This is a genomic window from Pseudomonas sp. SC11 (assembly GCF_047039205.1).
Lineage (GTDB): Bacteria > Pseudomonadota > Gammaproteobacteria > Pseudomonadales > Pseudomonadaceae > Aquipseudomonas > Aquipseudomonas boreofloridensis.
The window spans coordinates 5,302,033-5,320,178 of sequence record NZ_CP178183.1; the positions used below are offsets into that span (position 1 = coordinate 5,302,033).

General features: G+C 65.6%; 15 protein-coding genes and 1 pseudogene. 2 read left to right on the forward strand and 14 right to left on the reverse strand.

Annotation, left to right across the window (positions count from 1 at the left end):
- Nucleotides 1–49 precede the first annotated feature (49 nt).
- The gene (locus ACK2SD_RS23585; RefSeq protein WP_412460984.1) at nucleotides 50–1,435 is read left to right on the forward strand and encodes a VOC family protein; all 1,386 of its coding nucleotides are present in this window, start codon (nucleotides 50–52) and stop codon (nucleotides 1,433–1,435) included.
- A 6-nt stretch (nucleotides 1,436–1,441) separates the two neighbouring features.
- Here ACK2SD_RS23585 and ACK2SD_RS23590 read toward each other — a convergent pair whose 3' ends face one another.
- From ACK2SD_RS23590 to ACK2SD_RS23625, 8 genes and pseudogenes are all read right to left on the reverse strand, one after another.
- Nucleotides 1,442–2,311 carry a methyl-accepting chemotaxis protein gene (locus tag ACK2SD_RS23590; protein WP_369811540.1) on the reverse strand — a complete coding sequence of 290 codons (870 nt, stop codon included), beginning with the start codon at nucleotides 2,309–2,311 and terminating at the stop codon, nucleotides 1,442–1,444.
- A gap of 45 nt (nucleotides 2,312–2,356) precedes the next feature.
- A pseudogene (locus ACK2SD_RS23595) lies at nucleotides 2,357–3,418 on the reverse strand (Cache 3/Cache 2 fusion domain-containing protein); the annotation flags it as partial.
- A 226-nt stretch (nucleotides 3,419–3,644) separates the two neighbouring features.
- Nucleotides 3,645–5,063, reverse strand: coding sequence for an efflux transporter outer membrane subunit (locus ACK2SD_RS23600; RefSeq protein WP_412460985.1), 1,419 nt, complete (start codon nucleotides 5,061–5,063; stop codon nucleotides 3,645–3,647).
- Nucleotides 5,060–5,935 carry an HlyD family secretion protein gene (locus ACK2SD_RS23605; RefSeq protein ID WP_039582496.1) on the reverse strand — a complete coding sequence of 292 codons (876 nt, stop codon included), beginning with the start codon at nucleotides 5,933–5,935 and terminating at the stop codon, nucleotides 5,060–5,062. The genes ACK2SD_RS23600 and ACK2SD_RS23605 overlap by 4 nt, the downstream gene beginning before the upstream one ends.
- Complete coding sequence (locus ACK2SD_RS23610; protein WP_029615220.1) at nucleotides 5,932–6,144, reverse strand: DUF1656 domain-containing protein; 213 nt, start codon at nucleotides 6,142–6,144, stop codon at nucleotides 5,932–5,934. Before ACK2SD_RS23610 ends, ACK2SD_RS23605 begins: the two co-directional genes overlap by 4 nt.
- Nucleotides 6,141–8,228 carry an FUSC family protein gene (locus tag ACK2SD_RS23615; RefSeq protein ID WP_039582495.1) on the reverse strand — a complete coding sequence of 696 codons (2,088 nt, stop codon included), beginning with the start codon at nucleotides 8,226–8,228 and terminating at the stop codon, nucleotides 6,141–6,143. The genes ACK2SD_RS23610 and ACK2SD_RS23615 overlap by 4 nt, the downstream gene beginning before the upstream one ends.
- Entirely contained in the window at nucleotides 8,225–8,668 is a 444-nt protein-coding gene (locus tag ACK2SD_RS23620) for a MarR family winged helix-turn-helix transcriptional regulator (protein ID WP_039582492.1), read from the reverse strand. The genes ACK2SD_RS23615 and ACK2SD_RS23620 overlap by 4 nt, the downstream gene beginning before the upstream one ends.
- Before the next feature lie 91 nt (nucleotides 8,669–8,759).
- Nucleotides 8,760–9,572: a tetratricopeptide repeat protein gene (locus ACK2SD_RS23625; protein ID WP_412460986.1), complete on the reverse strand. Its 813-nt coding sequence runs from the start codon at nucleotides 9,570–9,572 to the stop codon at nucleotides 8,760–8,762.
- Nucleotides 9,573–9,777: 205 nt separating this feature from the next.
- On the opposite strand from ACK2SD_RS23625, the gene ACK2SD_RS23630 reads away from it, so the two are divergent.
- Nucleotides 9,778–10,332, forward strand: coding sequence for a WYL domain-containing protein (locus ACK2SD_RS23630; RefSeq protein ID WP_039582490.1), 555 nt, complete (start codon nucleotides 9,778–9,780; stop codon nucleotides 10,330–10,332).
- A gap of 12 nt (nucleotides 10,333–10,344) precedes the next feature.
- On the opposite strand, the gene ACK2SD_RS23635 is transcribed toward ACK2SD_RS23630, so the two are convergent.
- The 6 genes from ACK2SD_RS23635 to ACK2SD_RS23660 form a co-directional block, all read right to left on the reverse strand.
- Nucleotides 10,345–11,208 (reverse strand): ABC transporter permease, encoded by an 864-nt coding sequence (locus ACK2SD_RS23635; protein ID WP_039582489.1) that lies wholly within the window; start codon nucleotides 11,206–11,208, stop codon nucleotides 10,345–10,347.
- Between the two features lie 12 nt (nucleotides 11,209–11,220).
- Entirely contained in the window at nucleotides 11,221–12,084 is an 864-nt protein-coding gene (locus ACK2SD_RS23640; protein ID WP_412460987.1) for an ABC transporter ATP-binding protein, read from the reverse strand.
- A gap of 6 nt (nucleotides 12,085–12,090) precedes the next feature.
- Nucleotides 12,091–13,110: an ABC transporter substrate-binding protein gene (locus tag ACK2SD_RS23645; protein ID WP_295486104.1), complete on the reverse strand. Its 1,020-nt coding sequence runs from the start codon at nucleotides 13,108–13,110 to the stop codon at nucleotides 12,091–12,093.
- A gap of 18 nt (nucleotides 13,111–13,128) precedes the next feature.
- Nucleotides 13,129–14,007: a TauD/TfdA dioxygenase family protein gene (locus tag ACK2SD_RS23650; protein ID WP_369811541.1), complete on the reverse strand. Its 879-nt coding sequence runs from the start codon at nucleotides 14,005–14,007 to the stop codon at nucleotides 13,129–13,131.
- Nucleotides 14,008–14,416: 409 nt separating this feature from the next.
- Nucleotides 14,417–15,754: an HlyD family type I secretion periplasmic adaptor subunit gene (locus ACK2SD_RS23655; protein WP_205419314.1), complete on the reverse strand. Its 1,338-nt coding sequence runs from the start codon at nucleotides 15,752–15,754 to the stop codon at nucleotides 14,417–14,419.
- A gap of 28 nt (nucleotides 15,755–15,782) precedes the next feature.
- Nucleotides 15,783–17,939: a type I secretion system permease/ATPase gene (locus ACK2SD_RS23660; protein WP_039582481.1), complete on the reverse strand. Its 2,157-nt coding sequence runs from the start codon at nucleotides 17,937–17,939 to the stop codon at nucleotides 15,783–15,785.
- Nucleotides 17,940–18,146: the final 207 nt, after the last annotated feature.

Sequence of the window (18,146 nt, forward strand, 5' to 3'; positions counted from 1 at the left end):
CATTCCTCGCTTTCATGTCAGGGTCTCTACCACCTTCAGGAACCCCGCGATGCCCGCCCACCATTTCGTCAGCCCCGACAGCATTCGCACGCAGTTCTCCGCAGCCATGTCGCGCCTGTACAAAGAAGAGGTGCCGCTGTACGGCACGCTGCTGGAGCTGGTGAGCGAGGTCAACCAGCAGATCCTGGCCGAACAGCCCGAAGTGGCCCAGGCCCTGCGCTGGACCGGCGAAATCGAGCGTCTGGACCAGGAGCGCCATGGCGCGATCCGGGTCGGCACGGCCGAGGAACTGGCGACCATCGCCCGACTGTTCGCGGTCATGGGCATGCGACCGGTCGGCTATTACGACCTGAGCCCGGCGGGCGTGCCGGTGCACTCCACCGCCTTCCGCGCGGTGCACGAGCAATCGCTGCACATCAGCCCGTTCCGGGTCTTCACCTCGCTGCTGCGCCTGGAGCTGATCGACGATCTCAGCCTGCGCGAGCTGGCCCGCGACATCCTGGCCAAACGCAGCATCTTCACCCCGCGCGCACTCGAACTGATCGCCCAGCACGAGCGCGACGGCGGCCTGAGCGCCGCCGATGCCGAGACCTTCGTCGAGCAAGCCCTGCACACGTTCCGCTGGCATCCGCAGGCGACGGTCAGCGCCGAGCAGTACCAGCAGTTGCACCAGCAGCACCGCCTGATCGCCGATGTGGTGGCCTTCAAAGGCCCGCACATCAACCACCTGACGCCGCGCACCCTGGACATCGACGCCATCCAGGTGGGCATGCCGGCCAAAGGCATCGCGCCCAAGGCCGTGGTCGAAGGCCCACCCACTCGACGCCATCCGATCCTGCTGCGCCAGACCAGCTTCAAAGCGCTGCAGGAAACGGTCGCCTTCAGCGATGCCCAAGGCAGTCACACCGCACGCTTCGGCGAGATCGAACAGCGCGGCGCGGCGCTCACGGCCAAGGGCCGCAGGCTCTACGACCGCCTGCTCGACGCCACCCGCGCGGCCCTGGGCGGCGTGCCCGCCGAGGCCAATGCCGAGCGCTATCGAACGCTGCTGGCCAGCCACTTCGCCGAGTTCCCCGATGACTTGGCGCAGATGCGCGAACAGGGCCTGGCCTATTTCCGCTACTTCGCCACCGAAAAAGGCTTGGCCGAACGTACCCGCCAGGATCGCCCTGACACGCTGCAAGGCCTGATCGATGCCGGGCACGTGCATTTCGAAGCGCTGGTCTACGAAGACTTCCTGCCGGTCAGCGCCGCCGGGATCTTCCAGTCGAACCTGGGCGACGACGCACAGGCCCACTACGGCAGCAACGCCAACCGCGAGGCCTTCGAGGCCGCGCTGGGCCTTGCGGTGCTGGACGAGTTGGCCCTGTATGCGCAGGCCGAACAGCGTTCGCTGCAGGCCTGCGCCCAGGCCCTGGGCGTGACCCTGGCCTAGCCGCCCTTACCCGGCGACGCGAAAGCGGTCCACTTCCTGGCGCAACTGCTCGGCCAGCCCTTCCAGCTCCCGGGCCGTCGCCGCCAGCTCGTTGGCCACGTCATGCTGCTCACTGTTCGCCTGGGCGATGCTCTGCAGGTTGCGGCTGAGCAGGTTGGCGGTGCTGCTCTGCTCCTGGGTTGCCGTGCTGATCACGGTGAACTGCTCGCCCGCCGCACGGCTCTGCTCGTCGATGCGGGCCAGCGCCTGGGCCACCTTGTCGTTGCGCTCCAGGCCATCCTGCATCAACCGATTGCCCTGCTCCAGGGTGCTGATCGCCTGACCCGTCTGCTGCTGGATGCTGGCGATCATGGTGGAAATTTCCTCGGTGGCCTGGCGGGTCCGCGCCGCCAAGCCACGTACCTCATCGGCCACCACGGCGAAGCCGCGGCCTTGCTCGCCAGCGCGCGCCGCTTCGATGGCGGCGTTGAGCGCCAGCAAGTTGGTCTGCTCGGCGATCGCGGTGATCACCCCGACGATGCCGCCGATTTCCTGCGAACGCGCACCCAGGCTGTCCATCACCGTCGCCGTGCCGCCCAGCGCTTCGGCGATCTGTCGCAGCGAGGCGGACGCCTGGTCCATGGCCGAACGCCCGATACGGGTCTGCTGGGCGTTGTCCTGGGCCATGCGCTCGGTGCCCGCCATGTTCTCGGCAATGTTCATCGACGTGGCGCTGAATTCCTCCACGGCACCCGCCATGCTGGTGATCTCGCCGGACTGCTGTTCCATGCCCTCGCACGCCCCGGACGACAACCCGGCCAACGACTGCGAGCGGGCACTGACCTGTTCGGAGGCGCTGCGAATGTGCGTGACCATGGTCGCCAGGGCGTCGGCCATCTGGTTGAAGCTGCGCGCCAACTGACCGATCTCGTCCTCGCTGGTCAGCGTCAGCCTCGCACTGAGGTCGCCTGCGCCCAACGCCTGGGCCTGGCGCACCAGGTCGTCCAGCGGACGCAGCTTGCGCCGCAGCAGCCACAAGGTGGCGAGCACCGCCAGCAGCATGGCCAGCAGACTGCCAATCGCCAGGCGCAAACCGACACTCCAGGTCACTTCGCGGATTTCCGCCTCGGGCATGCTCGCCACCACGGTCCACGGGCCTTCGGCGAACGGCTGCACCACGCTGAAGAAACGCTGGTCACCGCTGTTCCAGAACTGCGCGTGCGCCCCCAGGCCCTTGATGGCCGTCGCCGCAGCCTGGGTATCGGCCACCCCCGCCGGCGGCACCAGCCACTGACCTTGGTTGTCGAGCAGCGCCAGCGAACCGGTCTGGCCTATGCGGAAGCGCTTGAGGTTGGTGAACTGGGCGTTTTGCGCATCGGTGTAGTCGAAGCCGACGAACAGCACGGCGATCACCCGACCGCTGGTGTCGCTGACCGGCACGTAGCGGGTCATGTAGTTGCGCTCGAACAGCACGGCGCGGCCCACGTACATCTGCCCGGCCAGCAGCCGCGCATAGGCCGGGTGCGCGCGGTCGAGCTGGGTGCCGATGGCGCGGCTGCCGTCCTGCTTCTTGAGGTTGGTGGCGATGCGCACGAAGTCATCGCCACTGCGCACGAACAGCGTGGCGATACCGGCGGTCATCTGCTGGAATTCATCGACGATGCTCAGGTCGTTGTTGAGCAGGTGGTCGCCCAGGTACAGCGCTGGGGTGGCGACACCGGCGACCTGCACGCTCTGGCCGTCCTGAATCCTCAGGCCAGAGGCGAAGCGGCGTTCGAACAGCCCGCTCAGGCGCTGGGTGTTGTCCTTGAGCGAGCCGTGGAAGGTGTCGAGCTGATCGGCGAGCAGCCGCGCTTCGCTACCCAAGTGCTGCTGGCGGGTGGCGAGGTTGGCGTCGTCGAGCGAGCGCAGGGCGAACAGGGTACTGCCGGTGATCACCAATGCCAGCACGATGGCGAGGGCGATACCGAGTTGCGAGGCGATCCGGGCACGGGGTCGAGGCATGGCGAAGCTCCTGGCAAGGGGCCGGGATCGTCCTGATCACGCTGACCACCCGCTTTTATTATCGACGGGAACGGGCGTCCTCTTCCGGGACGCTGGTGCCAATGGATCGGCGTCGCCCATGAATACTTGAGTGTCGGACGCGGGAATACGCAAACGTTTTGCGTCGGGTTTTTTCGGCGAATTGCGGCGAATAGCGCACAGCGGTTCACCGGTCAAGCCGGCGCCTTCACGGCGCAGGCGCTGCTTTCCAGCCACCGCCCAACGCCAGGAACACGCTGACCTGCCCCATCGCTACCTGACTGTTGGCCGCGGCCAACTGGCCACGCACATCGGTGTACGCGCGGGTGGCCTGCAAATCGGCCAGGAACGACTCGCGCCCGGCTTGGTAACGGCGGTGAGTCTGGTCGGCGGCGTCCTTGGCCGAGCGTTCGGCATCGGCCAGCGCGTCGCGTCGTTCGAGCAAGGCGCTGTATTGCGCCAGCCGCGTCCGGGTTTCGCGCAGGGCGTCGAGCACCACACCGTCGAAGTGCGCCAGCGCGGCCTGGGTCGACGCCTCGGCCTCGCGGATGCGCGCACGCGTACCGTTGGTGGGCAGCGTCCAACTGATCTGCGGGCCGAAGCCCCAGCGATTGGTGGAAGGCTCGCCCAGGTTGTCGATGATGCCGAGGGTGCCGATCTGCGCGCCGAAGCTGATGTTCGGGTACAACGCGCCGGTCGCCACACCGATGTTCGCCGTGGCTGCTGCCAACTGCCGCTCGGCCTGGCGCACGTCGGGCCGACGCTTGAGCAGTGCGGCGCCGTCGCCCACCGGAATCAGTTGCGCCAGGTGAGGCAGTTCGGCGCACTCGGCGGTGCCTGCGGGCAACTGGCCGACCGGCACGGCCAGCAGTGCCGCCAGGGTATACAGGCCCGCTTCGCGCTCGGCCTGGAAGCGCGGCAACTCGGCGCGCAACGATTTGAATTGGGTCTGCGAACGGGTGACCAGGGTCTCGTCGCCGCGCCCGGCATCGCGCAGACGCTGGTTGAGTTGCACGCCCTGCTGTTGCAGGTCCAGCGATTGCCGGGCGATGTGGTATTCCTCATTGGCCGAGCACACCTGGGTGTAGGCCTTGACCACGTCGGCCACTACCGTGATGCGCGCGGTGTCGGCGGCGGCCTGGACGGCATCGGCATTGGCCTTGGCCGCCTCGGTGCCACGCTTGAGCGTGCCCCACAGGTCGAACTGGTACGAGGCGCTGATGATCGCTTCGCCGATATTGGCCACCGGCACTTTATTCGGCTGCAGAAAGGCTTCGCCAGACTCTTGCAGGCGCTGGGCACCGGCTTTGGCACCCGCGCCAAAACCGCCCTGCGACTCAGCCACTTCCACCTGGGCACGGGCCTTGGCGATGTTCGCCGCCGCCACGCGCAATTGACTGTTGGCCGCCAACGCCTGGCGCACCAGCGCGTTGAGCCGTGGATCCTGATACAACTGCCACCAATCGTCCGGCACCGGCGCCGACACCACGCTGCTGGCATCCTCGCGCAACGGACCGTTCAGGTCGCTGCGCTGCACGGCGGCGTCGGCGGGCACGTGGTAGTCGGGGCCGACCGTGGTGCAAGCACCCAGTGCCAGCGCCAGGGCCGTGAGCATCAGGCGTTTCATGGCCGCTGCCCTTCGACGATCGAGACCGTCGCGGTGCGCCCGGCGATCAGGCGAAAGTCTGCGGGCACCTCGTCGAAGGCGATGCGCACCGGAATCCGCTGGGCCAGGCGCACCCAACTGAACGCGGGATTGACGTTGGGCAGCAGGTTGGCGCCGCTGACCCGGTCACGGTCTTCGATGCCCGCCGACAGGCTTTGCACATGCCCGCGCAGGCGCGTGTCATCCCCCATGACACGGATGTCCACGGCGTCACCGACGTTGATGCCACCGAGCTTGGTTTCCTCGAAGTAGCCGTCGACGTGGTACGAGGTGCTGTCGACCACCGACAGCACGGCTCGGCCTGCGGTGACGAACTCGTGGGCGCGCGGGGCGCGGTCGTTGAGGTAACCGTCCACCGGGCTGCGCACCACCGAGCGCTCGAGGTTGAGCTTGGCGATGTCCACCGCCACCTGCGCCTCGCTCACCGCCGAGCGGGCACGGGCTTCACGCGACTGGCTCTCTTCGAGCTGCTCGGCGGCCACCAGGTTGCCCAGCTTGCGGTTGCGTCGGGTTTCGCGGGCGGCCTGGGCCAGGGTTTCCTGGCGCTCGGCCAGGCTCGCCTGGGCCTGGCGCAAGGCCAGCGAGAAACGGTCCTGGTCGATGGTGAACAACACGTCGCCGCGCTTGACCACCTGGTTGTCGCGCACGCTCACCTGCTGGATCAACCCGGACACGTCCGGGGCGATCTGGATCACGTCGGCACGGATGTGCCCATCGCGGGTCCAGGGCGCGAACATGTAGTACACGACCATCTGCCAGACCAGCACGGCCGCCAGGGTCACCACCAGCAAAGTCAGGACCACGCGGCCCAAGGTCAACAACGGTTTTTTCATGGCAGCATCAGGCTTCGACAAAAGTGATCCACCGCGCCCAGCAGCACGGCGTAGAGAGCAACGTTGAACAGCGCCCGGTGCCAGACCAGGCGGTAGAAATGCAAGCGCACCAGCACCGCGTGCAGGCCCAGGAACACCACATAGGTGCCCAGCATCATCACCAGCAGCGTAGGCAGGAAGACTCCGCTGATATCCACTTCGCCAATCACAGCGGTGCTCCATCGATGGCAGGGGGCAGTTGCGCTTGCGCGTCCGGTTCGAGCATCACCTCGACACCCGGCAGCAGCGACAGGCGCAAACCGGAGAGGGCATGCAGCAGATGGACCCGGGGCTCGCCGCGCTCGTTCAGTCGATCCTGGGCCAAGGCCAGACGCGCCCGCTCCATGTGCCGCAGCAGCGCCGCCGACGCGTGCAGGCGTTCGCCGCTGCGCAGGCACGCGGCGTAGTGGGCGCCGACTTCCTCGATCACCGTGCGCAGGCGCGCGCGGGCGTCGTCGCCGGCACGCGGCAAGTACGCCAGCAGGTCCAGCAGGTTCAACCCCACGCGCAGATCACGCAGCGCCGTGCCGGTGTCCTGGCCGGTCTGCAACAGGCGCGGCAGGTGCTGCATCAGGCGGTCGAGCATCTGCACACCGACCTTGCGCTGTTCGGCCAGGGTCGCCGGCTCGGTCATCTCGACGATGTCGCGCCAGGCGAAGCGGGTCATGCGCTTGGCGGCCAGTTCCACGCCGAACGGGCGCATCACCAAGGTCCAGATGAAGGCGAACAGCAGCCCCACGGGGCCGGCCAGGTTGGAATTGACGAAGGTGAAGAAGTCGGCGTCGTAGGCGCCCTGGATACTGATGAAGTTCGAGGTGTTGACGATGGTCAGCAAGGTGCCCAGGTAGAAGGCCGGCTGCACGGTCAGGGTGCCGATGACGATGAACGGCACGGCGAACGCCAGCACCAGCATGGCGAAATCATGCAGGTTGGGCAGCACCAGGAACAGGTACAGGCTGGAGAGAATCACCGAGATCAACGTCCAGAAGAAGAACCGGTAGATCTGCGGCGCCGGGTCGTCCATCGCGGCGAAAAAGCTGCATGCGACGGCGGCGAGGATTACCGCGCTGGCGCCGTCGGCCCAGCCCAGGCCGATCCACAGGCCACAGGCGACGACGATGGCGACCACGGTGGAGAGCACCGAGTAGAGCATCAGGCCGCGGTCGAAGAACGGCGTCAGACGGCCCAGGCGCCAGTGCCGGTACACCGCCCGCCAGGGCCGCGCGTCATCGTCGCGCAGGGCGTGCTGCAGGGTGCAGCAGTCCTGCCAGAGGTCGATCCATTCACTCAGCCGGTAGAGCGCGTTCGACAGCAGCAAGGCCTGGCGCTGATCGAGCGCCTCGGCGTCGGGCTGCAGGTGCTCGATCTGCACGTGCAGGGCGCTCCAGCGCCCGATCGAGGGATCGTCGGCGGTGCTTTCGAGCCAGGCGCGGGCGTCGGCCAGCAACGCTTCGAGCTGTGCGTACTGCACGGGGGCGCGGCCCTGCAAGGCCACCAGGGCATCGTCAAGGGCGTCGATCACCGGCAGCAGATGGATCATCCGCCCGCGCAGTTCGCGGGCGTTCTTCAGCGTGTGCGGTCCCGCGCCCTCGTGGCCGAGCTGACCGATCATCAGCTCCAGGCTGTTGAAGGTGGCCACCATCGAGCTGCGCAGGGCGCCAACCTGTTCGGCAGCGGCGTCGCGGCTCAGGTACAGGTCGCTGTAGCGGATGGCCTCGGCGAACCACTTGCCCGTGGCGCCGACCACCACCGGTGCCAGGCGCCGGGGCCAGAAAATCGCGCCCACCACGGCCGCACAGACGATGCCCAGGCAAATCTCCTGGGCGCGTGAGGCCGCCACGTCGAACACCGCCAGCGGGTTGTCGACCACCGCCAGGGCGATCATCGGCAAGGTGTAGCCGGCCAGCATGAACATGTAGTTGTTCGCTGTGCGCAGGTTCAGCGACAAGTACAGCAAGGTGCCAGTCCACAGGGCGATGGCGATGCTCAGCAGCAGCGGCGACTGCACCAGCGGCGGCACCAGCAGGACCGCGCCAGCGGCGCCGAGCAGGGTGCCGACGGCGCGGTACAGGGCTTTGGAGCTGGTCGGCCCGACGAACGGGCTGGAGACGATGTACACCGTGGCCATCGCCCAGTAGGGACGCGGCAGTTGCATCAGCAGGGCGATGTACAGGGCGATCATCGACGCGGCGAAGGTGCGCACGCCGTAGAACCAGTCGCGCGCCGGCGGCACCGAACTGAAGAAGTGCTTCATGACGCGCTGCCCGAGCCGGCGGTTTCGAATGCGCGGATCACCCGCAGGGTCGCCTCCAGATCGTCGGCCGGCAGGCCGTGCAGCACGTCGCGGCGCTGGCGGACCAGTTCGGCTTCGATGGATTCGGCCAACGTGCGACCTTCAGCGGTCAGGCTCAGGGCCTTGGCGCGTCGGTCCAGGGGATCTTCGCTGCGACAGACCAGCCCGGCCTTGCACAATTGATCGAGCAGGCGCACCAGCGACGGACTTTCCAGCCCAGCGGCCTGTGCCACCGCCACCTGATGCACGCCATCGCCCAGGCGCACGATCATCAGCAGCGGCACCGCGCAGGCCTCGGAAATGCCGTAGCCGGTCAGCGCGGCGTGGCAGATGCGCCGCCAGTGGCGGGCAGCAACCACCAGGCCGCTGCTGACTTTCAAGTGCAGTGCGTCGAGTGTCATCAGGGGAAACCGAGGGTAATCATAGTTTGCTAACTATCAATATACGCCCGCCCCTCCCCCCGTCGTCAACCGGAGGCGATGAACAGCGTGTTCAGGTCTGCACCTGATCCTCCAGCTTCATGGTCAAGGCCAGGGTGCTGCCCAGCCCGATCGCCTGGTCGCGCCAGGCCAGGTAGCGTGAGGCGTCGCGCCGGCTGAAGTGCACGGCCAACTCCTCGGCAGCCTGCATCACCCCGGCGCCGGCCGCCAGCTCCAGCCAGTACAGCCCGGCCTTGATGTCCGCCGGCACATGCAAACCATGCAACTGCCGGTAGCCCACCTCGAACCGGCAACGCGCCTCGCCACGCTGAGCACCGCGCAGGAACCAGCCGTAGGCTTGCACCGGGTCCACCTGCCACGGCTGGTCGGTCTCGCACACCTCTTCTTCATAAAGATCGCCCAGCGCTGCGGCCGCATGCGACAGGCCGCGCTCGAAGGCATGCCGGTAGTACTCGGCGGCATTGGCGTAACACACCGCCACGCCCTTGCCGAAGTAATGCTGCTGGCCGAGGTTGAACCAGGCCGCCGCATTGCCCTGCAACGCCGCCATGCGCAGCAGATGGCTGGCCAGTGCGGTGTCCGCGCGCCAGTAGCGGCCATTGAGCCAGATCCAGCCCAGGTCGTTGAGCACCGCCGCGTTGCCTTGCAGCGCCTGATGCCGCAGGTCGCTGTAGATCGCCTGCATATCCACCGCCTCGTCCAGACGACTGACCAAGGCCGAGCGCTCGCCCAGCAATGCCCATTGGGTGGGCAGCCCCACCCCGGTAAACGCACGCAGGTGCCGACGTGGGATGGCGGGCACCGGTACCACATGCTCGGGCAGAAGGCGGGCAAGCAGCGAATGGATATTGCTGGCAGCAGACATGTTCATCCTCATTGAACGGCCCACAGTTCCGACCTCGACTGTGATGAGGCGATTCTGCGCGACGATACGACAAAACCTGTCGCGAACGATCTGCGCGCACGCAACAAATAGCGGGTTTGTTGATCTCAGCGCAAAGTAGCGAATTGCCATCCCGCACCGCGCCCGCCATGCTATTTGTCGCAAGCCTAGACAAGGACGTTAACCTTTGCCGTTCGCCACAACCCGCGCCACCCTTAGTCGCCAGTGGGCCTTGCTGCGCCAGTTGCCCAGCCGCTCGCCCGGGGTCACCAGTGCCGAACTGGTGTGGCGCCTGCGCGACGTGGGCTTCACGGTCAGCAAGCGCACCGTGGAACGTGACCTCAATGAGTTGTCACTGATCTTCCCGCTCGAGCGCAACGACAAGAGCATCCCGTTCGGCTGGCACTGGTCAGCCAGCGCAGGCGAGCTGCGCGGCCATTTCGACCTGCTGGACTATCTGCGTGACGATCCGCTCAAGGCCGCGCCTGGCCAAGGCCTGGCGCTGCAAGCCTGGGTCAGCGACGCCTTGGCGCGACGGCTGCGCGAAACGCCGCTGGGTGCGGACATGCACTTGACCGCGCTGGAGCAGGGTCACCGCCTGCGCGCGACGGTCAGCGACGACGCGCCGCTGCGCTGGTGGCTGCTGGGCCAGGGTGACGATCTGATGGTGGAACTGCCCCAGGCGCTGCGCGAGGAAATCGGCCGTATCCTCGCCAGCGCGGCAGCACGCTACCGCGACTGAAACGCGCTGCCGTCAGCGCTGCATGCCCCAGCGGCGCACGGTCAGCCGCTCCAGCGTGTTGAACACCAGCCCCTCCACCAGCAGGCCGATCAGGATCACCACCGCCAGCCCGGCGAACACCTTGTCGGTGTACAGCTCGTTGCGGTTCTGGAAGATGTACCAGCCCAGGCCGCCCTTGCCGCTGCTGGCGCCGAACACCAGCTCGGCCGCGATCAGCGTACGCCAGGCGAAAGCCCAACCGATCTTCAGCCCCGACAGAATCGACGGCAGCGCCGCCGGCACCAGGATATGCAGCACCAGGCGCAGCCCGCGCAGGCCATAGTTGCGCCCCGCCATGCGCAGGGTCTCGGACACGCCCAGAAAGCCGGCATAGGTGTTCAGCGCCAGGGCCCACAGCACCGAGTGCACCAGCACGAAGATCAGGCTGTTGTCGCCCAGCCCGAACCACAGCAGCGCCAGCGGTAGCAGAGCAATGGCCGGCAATGGGTTGAACATCGAGGTCAGGGTGCCGAGCAGGTCGCGACCGAACTGGGTCGAGACCGCCAGGCTGGTCAACCCGAACGCCAGCACGATCCCCAGCACGTAGCCCTTGAGCAGCACCACCAGCGACACCGCGACCTTGGCCGGCAACTCGCCACTGGCCAGGCCATCCCACAAGGCCGCTGCGGTTTGCCCGAAGGTGGGCAGCAGCAGGTCATTGTCGGTGTAGCGCGCCACCGCTTCCCAGATCACCGCCAGCAACAGCAGAATCAGGCCCTTGCGTATCCAGGCTTGCTGCCACAGGCGCTGGGCCAGCGGTAGCTCACGGTGCAGCGATAGCCCTGGCAGCGGTTGCAGCGCCACTTCGTACTCCTGCCGTGCAGACGTCGTGCTCATATCCAGCTCCTGTCAGTAGGCGATGCGGATGTCGTTGAAGCCCAGCGGCGCAGCAGGCTCGGGCTCGCCGGCCTGGTCGAACAGCAGGCGGTGGATGCGCCGGGCGCTGGCCTGGAAGTCGCTGCCGCCCAGGCTGCCAAGATGGTACTGGTGGCTGTGCACCTCGGCCCGCACCCGCCCTGGATGCGGCGACAGCAGCGAGATGCGGTTGCCCACCACCAGCGCCTCTTCGATGGAGTGGGTGACGAACAGCAAGGTGAAGCGCACCTCCTCCCACAGCAGCAAGAGTTCCTCCTGCATCTTGCGGCGGGTCAGTGCATCCAGGGCGGCGAATGGCTCGTCCATCAGCAGGATCTGCGGCTGCGTGGCCAGCGCCCGGGCAATCGCCACGCGTGCCTTCATGCCGCCAGACAGCGTATGCGGGTAGGCATCGGCGAACGCCGCCAGACCGACTTTCTCCAGGTAATGCAACGCGCGATCATGGGCTTCGCCGCGCTTTAGCTGCCCAGAGACCAACAGGGGGAACATCACGTTCTGCTTCACCGTCTTCCAGGGCGGCAGTTGGTCGAACTCCTGAAACACGACGATGCGGTCTGGCCCAGGCCCTTTGACGGGCTGGCCGTTGAGCAGAATGTGGCCTTCGCGCGGCTCGATGAAGCCGGCCACAGCCTTGAGCAGGGTGGACTTGCCGCACCCGGAAGGGCCGAGCAGCACGAATCGATCAGTGCGATCGACCTCGAAACTGACTTGGTGGGTGGCCCGCACCACGCGCTGGGCGGTGCGGTACTCCAGACTCAGGTTATCCACCGCGAGCAACGTCGGGCTGTCGACAGGGCGCAGGTTGCTGGCCGCGTGGCCTGGCAAAGGGGCGGTCATGATCGGTCAGCTCCCTTGCAACGGCCGCTCATCCTGGAAGAAGTAGTCCTTCCACGACGCGGGCTTGTGCTTGAGGGCGCCGACCCGATAGAGAAACTCGGCCAGCGGGTAGGTGTTCTTCGGCGTGATGGTGAATTCGTAGCGCGGGTTGTCGATCAGCTTGATCAGCGCGTCGCGGTCGATCTTGGCTTTGGTCACGCGCAGGTAGGTGTCGGCAGCAGCCGCTTTGTCGCGCTGGGCGAAGTCGGCGGCCTCGGCCAGCGCATCGACGAAGGCTTTGTAGGTCTTGGGGTTGTCCTGGCGGAATTTCTCGGTGGCAAACAGCAGCGTCGGTGAGTTGGGGCCGAGCAGGTCGTAGCTATCGAGCACCACGTGCACGTTGGGATTGGCCAACTCCTGGTCCTGGAACGGCGGGTTGGAGAAATGTCCGTTGAGTTCGGTGCCGCCGGCCAACAGTGCAGCGGCGGCATCCGGGTGCGGCACCGCGAGGGTGTACTTGTCCAGGCGGTTGTATTCCTTGTCGCCCCATTGCTTGGCGGCGGCGTATTGCAGGAAGCGCGACTGCACCGAGACGCCCACCGCCGGCACGGCAATGCGATCCTTGGCGGAGAAGTCGGCGATGGTCTTCACCTCAGGGTTGCTGCTGACCAGGTAGTAAGGGAAGTTGCCCAGCGAGGCCACCGCCTTGACGTTCTGCCGCCCGTAGGTACGGTCCCAGACGGTCAGCAGCGGGCCGACGCCGGCACCGGCGATGTCCACCGAGCCGGACAGCAGCGCGTCGTTGATCGCCGCGCCACCAGACAACTGCGCCCAGTCGACCTGGATATCGATGCCTTGGGCCTTGCCGTGCTTCTCGATCAGTTGCTGGTCGCGGACCACATTGAGCAGCAGGTAGACGATGCCGAACTGCTCGGCGATGCGAATCTTGCCTTCGGCCTGGGCCAGGCTGGGAACCGCAAGACCGCCGATGACCAGGCTGACGCCCAGGCCGATAGTGGCCGCCAGGCGGCCGATGGAGGTGCGCATGATGAAGATCCTCGACAGTCAGAACGGGGCGTCGCCCTGGATGGTGGTGCGGTACAGCTTGCGCCGCAGGTGAGCAGGACAGCCGGTGGCCAGGTGAATCAGCGAGCGGTTGTCCCAGAACACCAGGTCATGGGGCTGCCAGCGATGGCGATACAGGTTGTGCTCCAGCACGCTGAGGGCGTAGAGCTGCTGCAGCACATCGCGACTTTCGTCCTCTGGCAACCCGACGATGCGGGTGGTGAAGCCTTCGCTGACGAACAACGCTTTGCGGCCATTTTCCGGGTGGGTCCGCACGATCGGATGAACCACCTCGTTGACCTGGGCCAACTGCTCGGCCGTCAGGGTTGGGCGCCAATTGCCTTCGAACTTGGTTTCCGCGTAACGCGCGGTGTAGGAGTGGGCAGCGCTGCGGCCCTGCACCACATCGCGCAGCGCCTGGGGAACGGCGTCCCAGGCCTTGTGCATGTCGGCGAACAGGGTGTCGCCGCCCTCGCTGGGCAGTTCCTGGGCGTGCAGCATCGAGCCCAAGCTCGGCAGTTCCTTGTAGGAGAGATCGGAATGCCAGAACTTGCCGGCATCGCCCAGGCCGATGTTGCGACCGTCCTCGACGATGTTGGAGACGATGAGAATCTCGGGATGGCCCTGCAGCAAAAACTGTTTGAGCACGTGGATCTGCAGCTCACCGAAACGGCGGCTGAACGCGATCTGCTGGTCGGGACTGATGCGCTGCTCGCGAAACACCAGCACGTGATGATCCAGGTGGGCGCGGTGAATACGCTGGAAGTCGTCGGCATTGACGGGGCGGGACAGATCCAGTCCAACGATTTCCGCACCGACGGCGCCGCTGAAAGGACGAATTTCGAAGGCTTGCGGCGGTGCGCTGTGGATGGTCGACACAGCGTTCAAGGCGGCTGACATTGTTCACTCCCACGCAGTGCGCGACGTCGAAGGGCGCGCATCGATTCATGACCGCACGGGTTTACCGTGTGGGTTCGAGTCGTGCGGCGCGCCGATTGGTCGGCAGGTACGCAGTGGGACGACTATAAAGTCATAAGAATGAAAATTTAAATATCTTTAAAGAATATGCATACAACCATGATTGCGTGCCATTGCCGGGACGGCTCTGCGGTCCAATCGCGACGCAAGGCCGCTCCCAGATTCCATGTAGCCCCCATGTTTCAAGGTTTATACGGCCGTGGTAGGAGCGGCCTTGTGTCGCGATTGGGCTGCATAGCAGCCCCATCCATTCTTGGCCGAAACCCAGATAGAGGGGGCTGCGGCGCAGTCTGGCCGCGATACCAAGCCCTCACCGCTCGCGCAGCGCCTCGGTACGCGCCTTGATGATCGGCTTGAGCAGGTAGCTCATGATGGTCTTCTTGCCGGTGAGGATATCCACCGTGGCGACCATGCCCGGGATGATCAGCAGCGGTTTCTCGTCCGTGCCCAAATGGCTTTTATCGGTACGCAGCCGGATCAGGTAGTAGGTGGTCTTCTTGTCTTCGTCGGTGATGGTGTCGGCACCGATCTGCTCCAGCTTGGCCTTCAGACCACCATAGATGGTGTAGTCATAGGCGCTGAACTTCACCGTGGCTTCCTGGCCCGGATGCAGGAAGGCAATGTCCTTGGGCAGGATCTTGGCTTCGATCACCAGCGTGTCGTCCAACGGCACGATCTCGATGATGTCGCTGCCCGGCTGGATCACGCCGCCGATGGTGTTGACCAGCAACTGCTTGACGATACCGCGTACCGGCGAAGTGACCATGGTGCGGTTGACCCGGTCGTCCAGCGCCTTGCTGGTGGCAGTGGCCTTGTTCAGCTCGGTGCGCGCCTCGTTCAACTGTGTCAGCGCCTCGCTGCGGAACTTGCCGCGGGTTTCTTCGATCTTGCTCTGCACTTCCTTGATCGCCGCTTCGGCGCGGGGAATGGCCAGCGCAGTGGAGTCCATCTGGCCGCGCGTTTCCACCTCGGAACGGCGCAGACGCAGCATCTCCACCTGAGAAATCGCGCCCCGGGCCACCAGCGGCTCGGACATGGAGATTTCCTGACGCAGCAACTGCAAGCTGTTGGCGTACTGGGCACGTTTGGAATTGAACTCGCGCAGCTCCTGCTGCTTCTGCACCAACTGCTGGTCCAGACCACCGATCTCATCCTGCAATTGCTGGCGACGGCTCTGATACAACGAAAGCTCGTCGGCCGCCTGGTTAGGTGCAGCCTTGCGCAGTTCTTCGTCGATCTGCAGCGGTGTGCCCTCCACCTCCGCGCTCAGGCGTTGCACGCGCAGCGCCATGGCCAGGCGCGAGGCCTCGGTTTCGCCGACGTTGGAGGCGAAGCGCGTTTCATCCAGGCGCAGCAGCGGCTGGCCGACCTCGACGATTTCGCCCTCCTTCGCATAGATCTGCGCGACGATGCCGCCCTCCAGGTTCTGCACTTTCTGCACCTTGGACGACGGAATGGCCTTGCCCTCCCCGCGCGTCACTTCATCGATGGGGGCGAAGCAGGCCCAGACGATCAGGAACAGGAAGAAGGCGATCACACCCCAGATAGTCAAACGCACCACGCGCGGGGCATCTTCGATCAACGCCTTGGGCACTTCAGGCAGAGGCTGGCCGGCCATCGACTCCGAGCCTTTGAAATAGCGCCGCATCTGATCCTTGAAACGTGCGAAATTCAGCTTATGCAACACTGATCTGCCCCTTCTTCAGCGCTTCCATGACAGCCACTTTCGGGCCATCGGCGACGATTTGTCCGCGGTCGATGACGATCAACCGATCCACCAGCGACAGCAGCGATGCACGGTGAGTCACCAGCAGCACGGTCTTGCCTTCGATGACAGCCGCCAGGCGCTGCTTGAGGCGCTCCTCGCCGGTGTTGTCCATGGCACTGGTGGGTTCGTCGAGCAGCAGGATTTGCGGGTTGAGCAGCAGCGCGCGGGCCAAGGCAACGTTCTGCCGCTGGCCGCCGGACAGGTTCTGCCCGCGCTCGCCGACCTGCAGTTCGTAGCCGTCCGGGTGCAAGCGGGCGAATTCGTGCACGCCGGCCAGTTCGGCCGCTTGCAGGATCAGTTCGTCCTCGATGTAACGTGCGCCGCTGACCAGGTTGTCGCGCAAGGTGCCCGCCAGCAGCTGGATGTCCTGGGGCACGTAGCCGATGTTGTGGCGCAGCTCGCTGACGTCGATCTGGCGGATATCGACGCCATCGACCAGCAGCGAACCGTTATCGGCCTCATAAAGCCCGACGATCAGCTTGGCCAGCGAACTCTTGCCCGAGCCGCTGCGACCGATGATGCCGATCTTCTCGCCGGGACGAATGACCAGGTTGATGCCCTTGAGCGCCTGGTTCTGCTGGTTCGGGTAAGTGAACTCCAGCCCGCGGAACTCTACCGCGCCTTGCAGCACCTGACGGCTCAGCGGACGCTCTTCGAAATTGCGTTCCTGGGGCAGGCCCATCATCTGGTCGGTGGCGACCATGGTCACCTTGGCCTGCTGGTAACGCGCCAGCAAACCGTTGAGCTGACCCAGTGGACCGAGTGCGCGACCGCTGAGCATGTAGCAGGCCACCAGCCCACCCATGCTCAGGTTGCCGTCGATGATCAGATAGACGCCGACGCAGATCATCGCCACACCGGCCAGTTGCTGGATCAGCAGGGTGATGTTCATCGCCAGGCCAGACAGCACCTTGACCCGCAGCTCCAGGCGGCTGAGGGTGCCGAGGGTTTGCTCCCACATGTACTGGCGTTCGCTTTCGGCGTTGTTGACCTTCACCGCGTCCAGGCCGGCGAGGGTCTCGATCAGGCTGGACTGGCGCTCGGAGGCCAGCGCCATGGTTCGCTCCATGGTCGACATCAACGGCTTCTGCAAGGCATAGCCGATGCCCAGCGCCAGCGGGAAAGCCAGCACCGGAATCCACACCAGGTGCCCGCCGATGATGGCGATCACCATGAGGATCAGCAGGGTGAACGGCAGGTCGATCAGGCTGGTGAGGGTCAGCGAGGCGAGGAAATCACGCAGGCCTTGGAACTCGTGGATGTTCTGGGCGAAGCTGCCGACCCGCGCGGGCCGGTACTTCATCGACATGCCGACGATGCGCTCGAACAAGGTGGCGGAGATGATCAAGTCGGTCTTCTTGCCGGCCAGGTCCAGGCACAAGCTGCGCAGCCCCTTGAGAATGAGGTCGAAGACGTAGGCACCGGCGATGCCCACTGCCAGCACCCACAGGGTCGAGGTGGCCTGGTTGGGCACCACGCGGTCGTACACGTTCATCACGAACAGCGGCGCCGCCAGGGCGATCAGGTTGATCACCAGGCTCGCGGCGATGGCGTCGATGTACAGCCACTTGCTGCGCAGCAGCGTGTCGCGGAACCAGGAACGGGTGCGTGGAATGAGGTTGCCGTGGTTGACGTCGAACTTGTGCTGCGGCTGGGCGAAGAACACCTTGCCGCTGTAGTCGCCGGTCAAAGCCTCGCGGGTGACCAGCACTTCGCCACCGTCGCTCTCGCTGAGCAGCAGGCGCGCGCTGTCTTCATTCTCCCAGCCCAGCAGCACGGCGCTGCGGCCATCCTTGAGCAGGAGCATGGCAGGCATGGCGATGGTGGGGATCTGCTCGAGCTTGCGTTGCAGCAGGCGCCCTTGCAGGCCCGCCCGCGCAGCCGCACGCGGAAGCAGTTCCGGGCTCAAGCGCTGTGCTGGCAACGGCAGGCCAGTGGTGAGCATCGCCCGGCTGGCAGGCTTTTGGTGCAACACGCACAGGGTCAGCAGGCTGTCCAGCAGCGGATCGTCGTGCTGACTGCGTGGATCGTGGTTGAGCTGTACTCGACTGACTTCAGATTCCACGCGGCGCTCTCTTCATCCTTGCAGTGGTTGGGGCGGGTGCGCCTGCCAGTCAGGTCTGGCCGTCTCACCCTGGGCTTGAGGTCGTGCTGCAGGCAGCGGGCATGGGGCTTTGACCCCCTGTCCTTCGGCAGCCGACCAATGGTCGCCTTGATTCGGTACTGAGTAAACAACTGCTTACATGTCACCTGCACCAGACGACAGTGCACA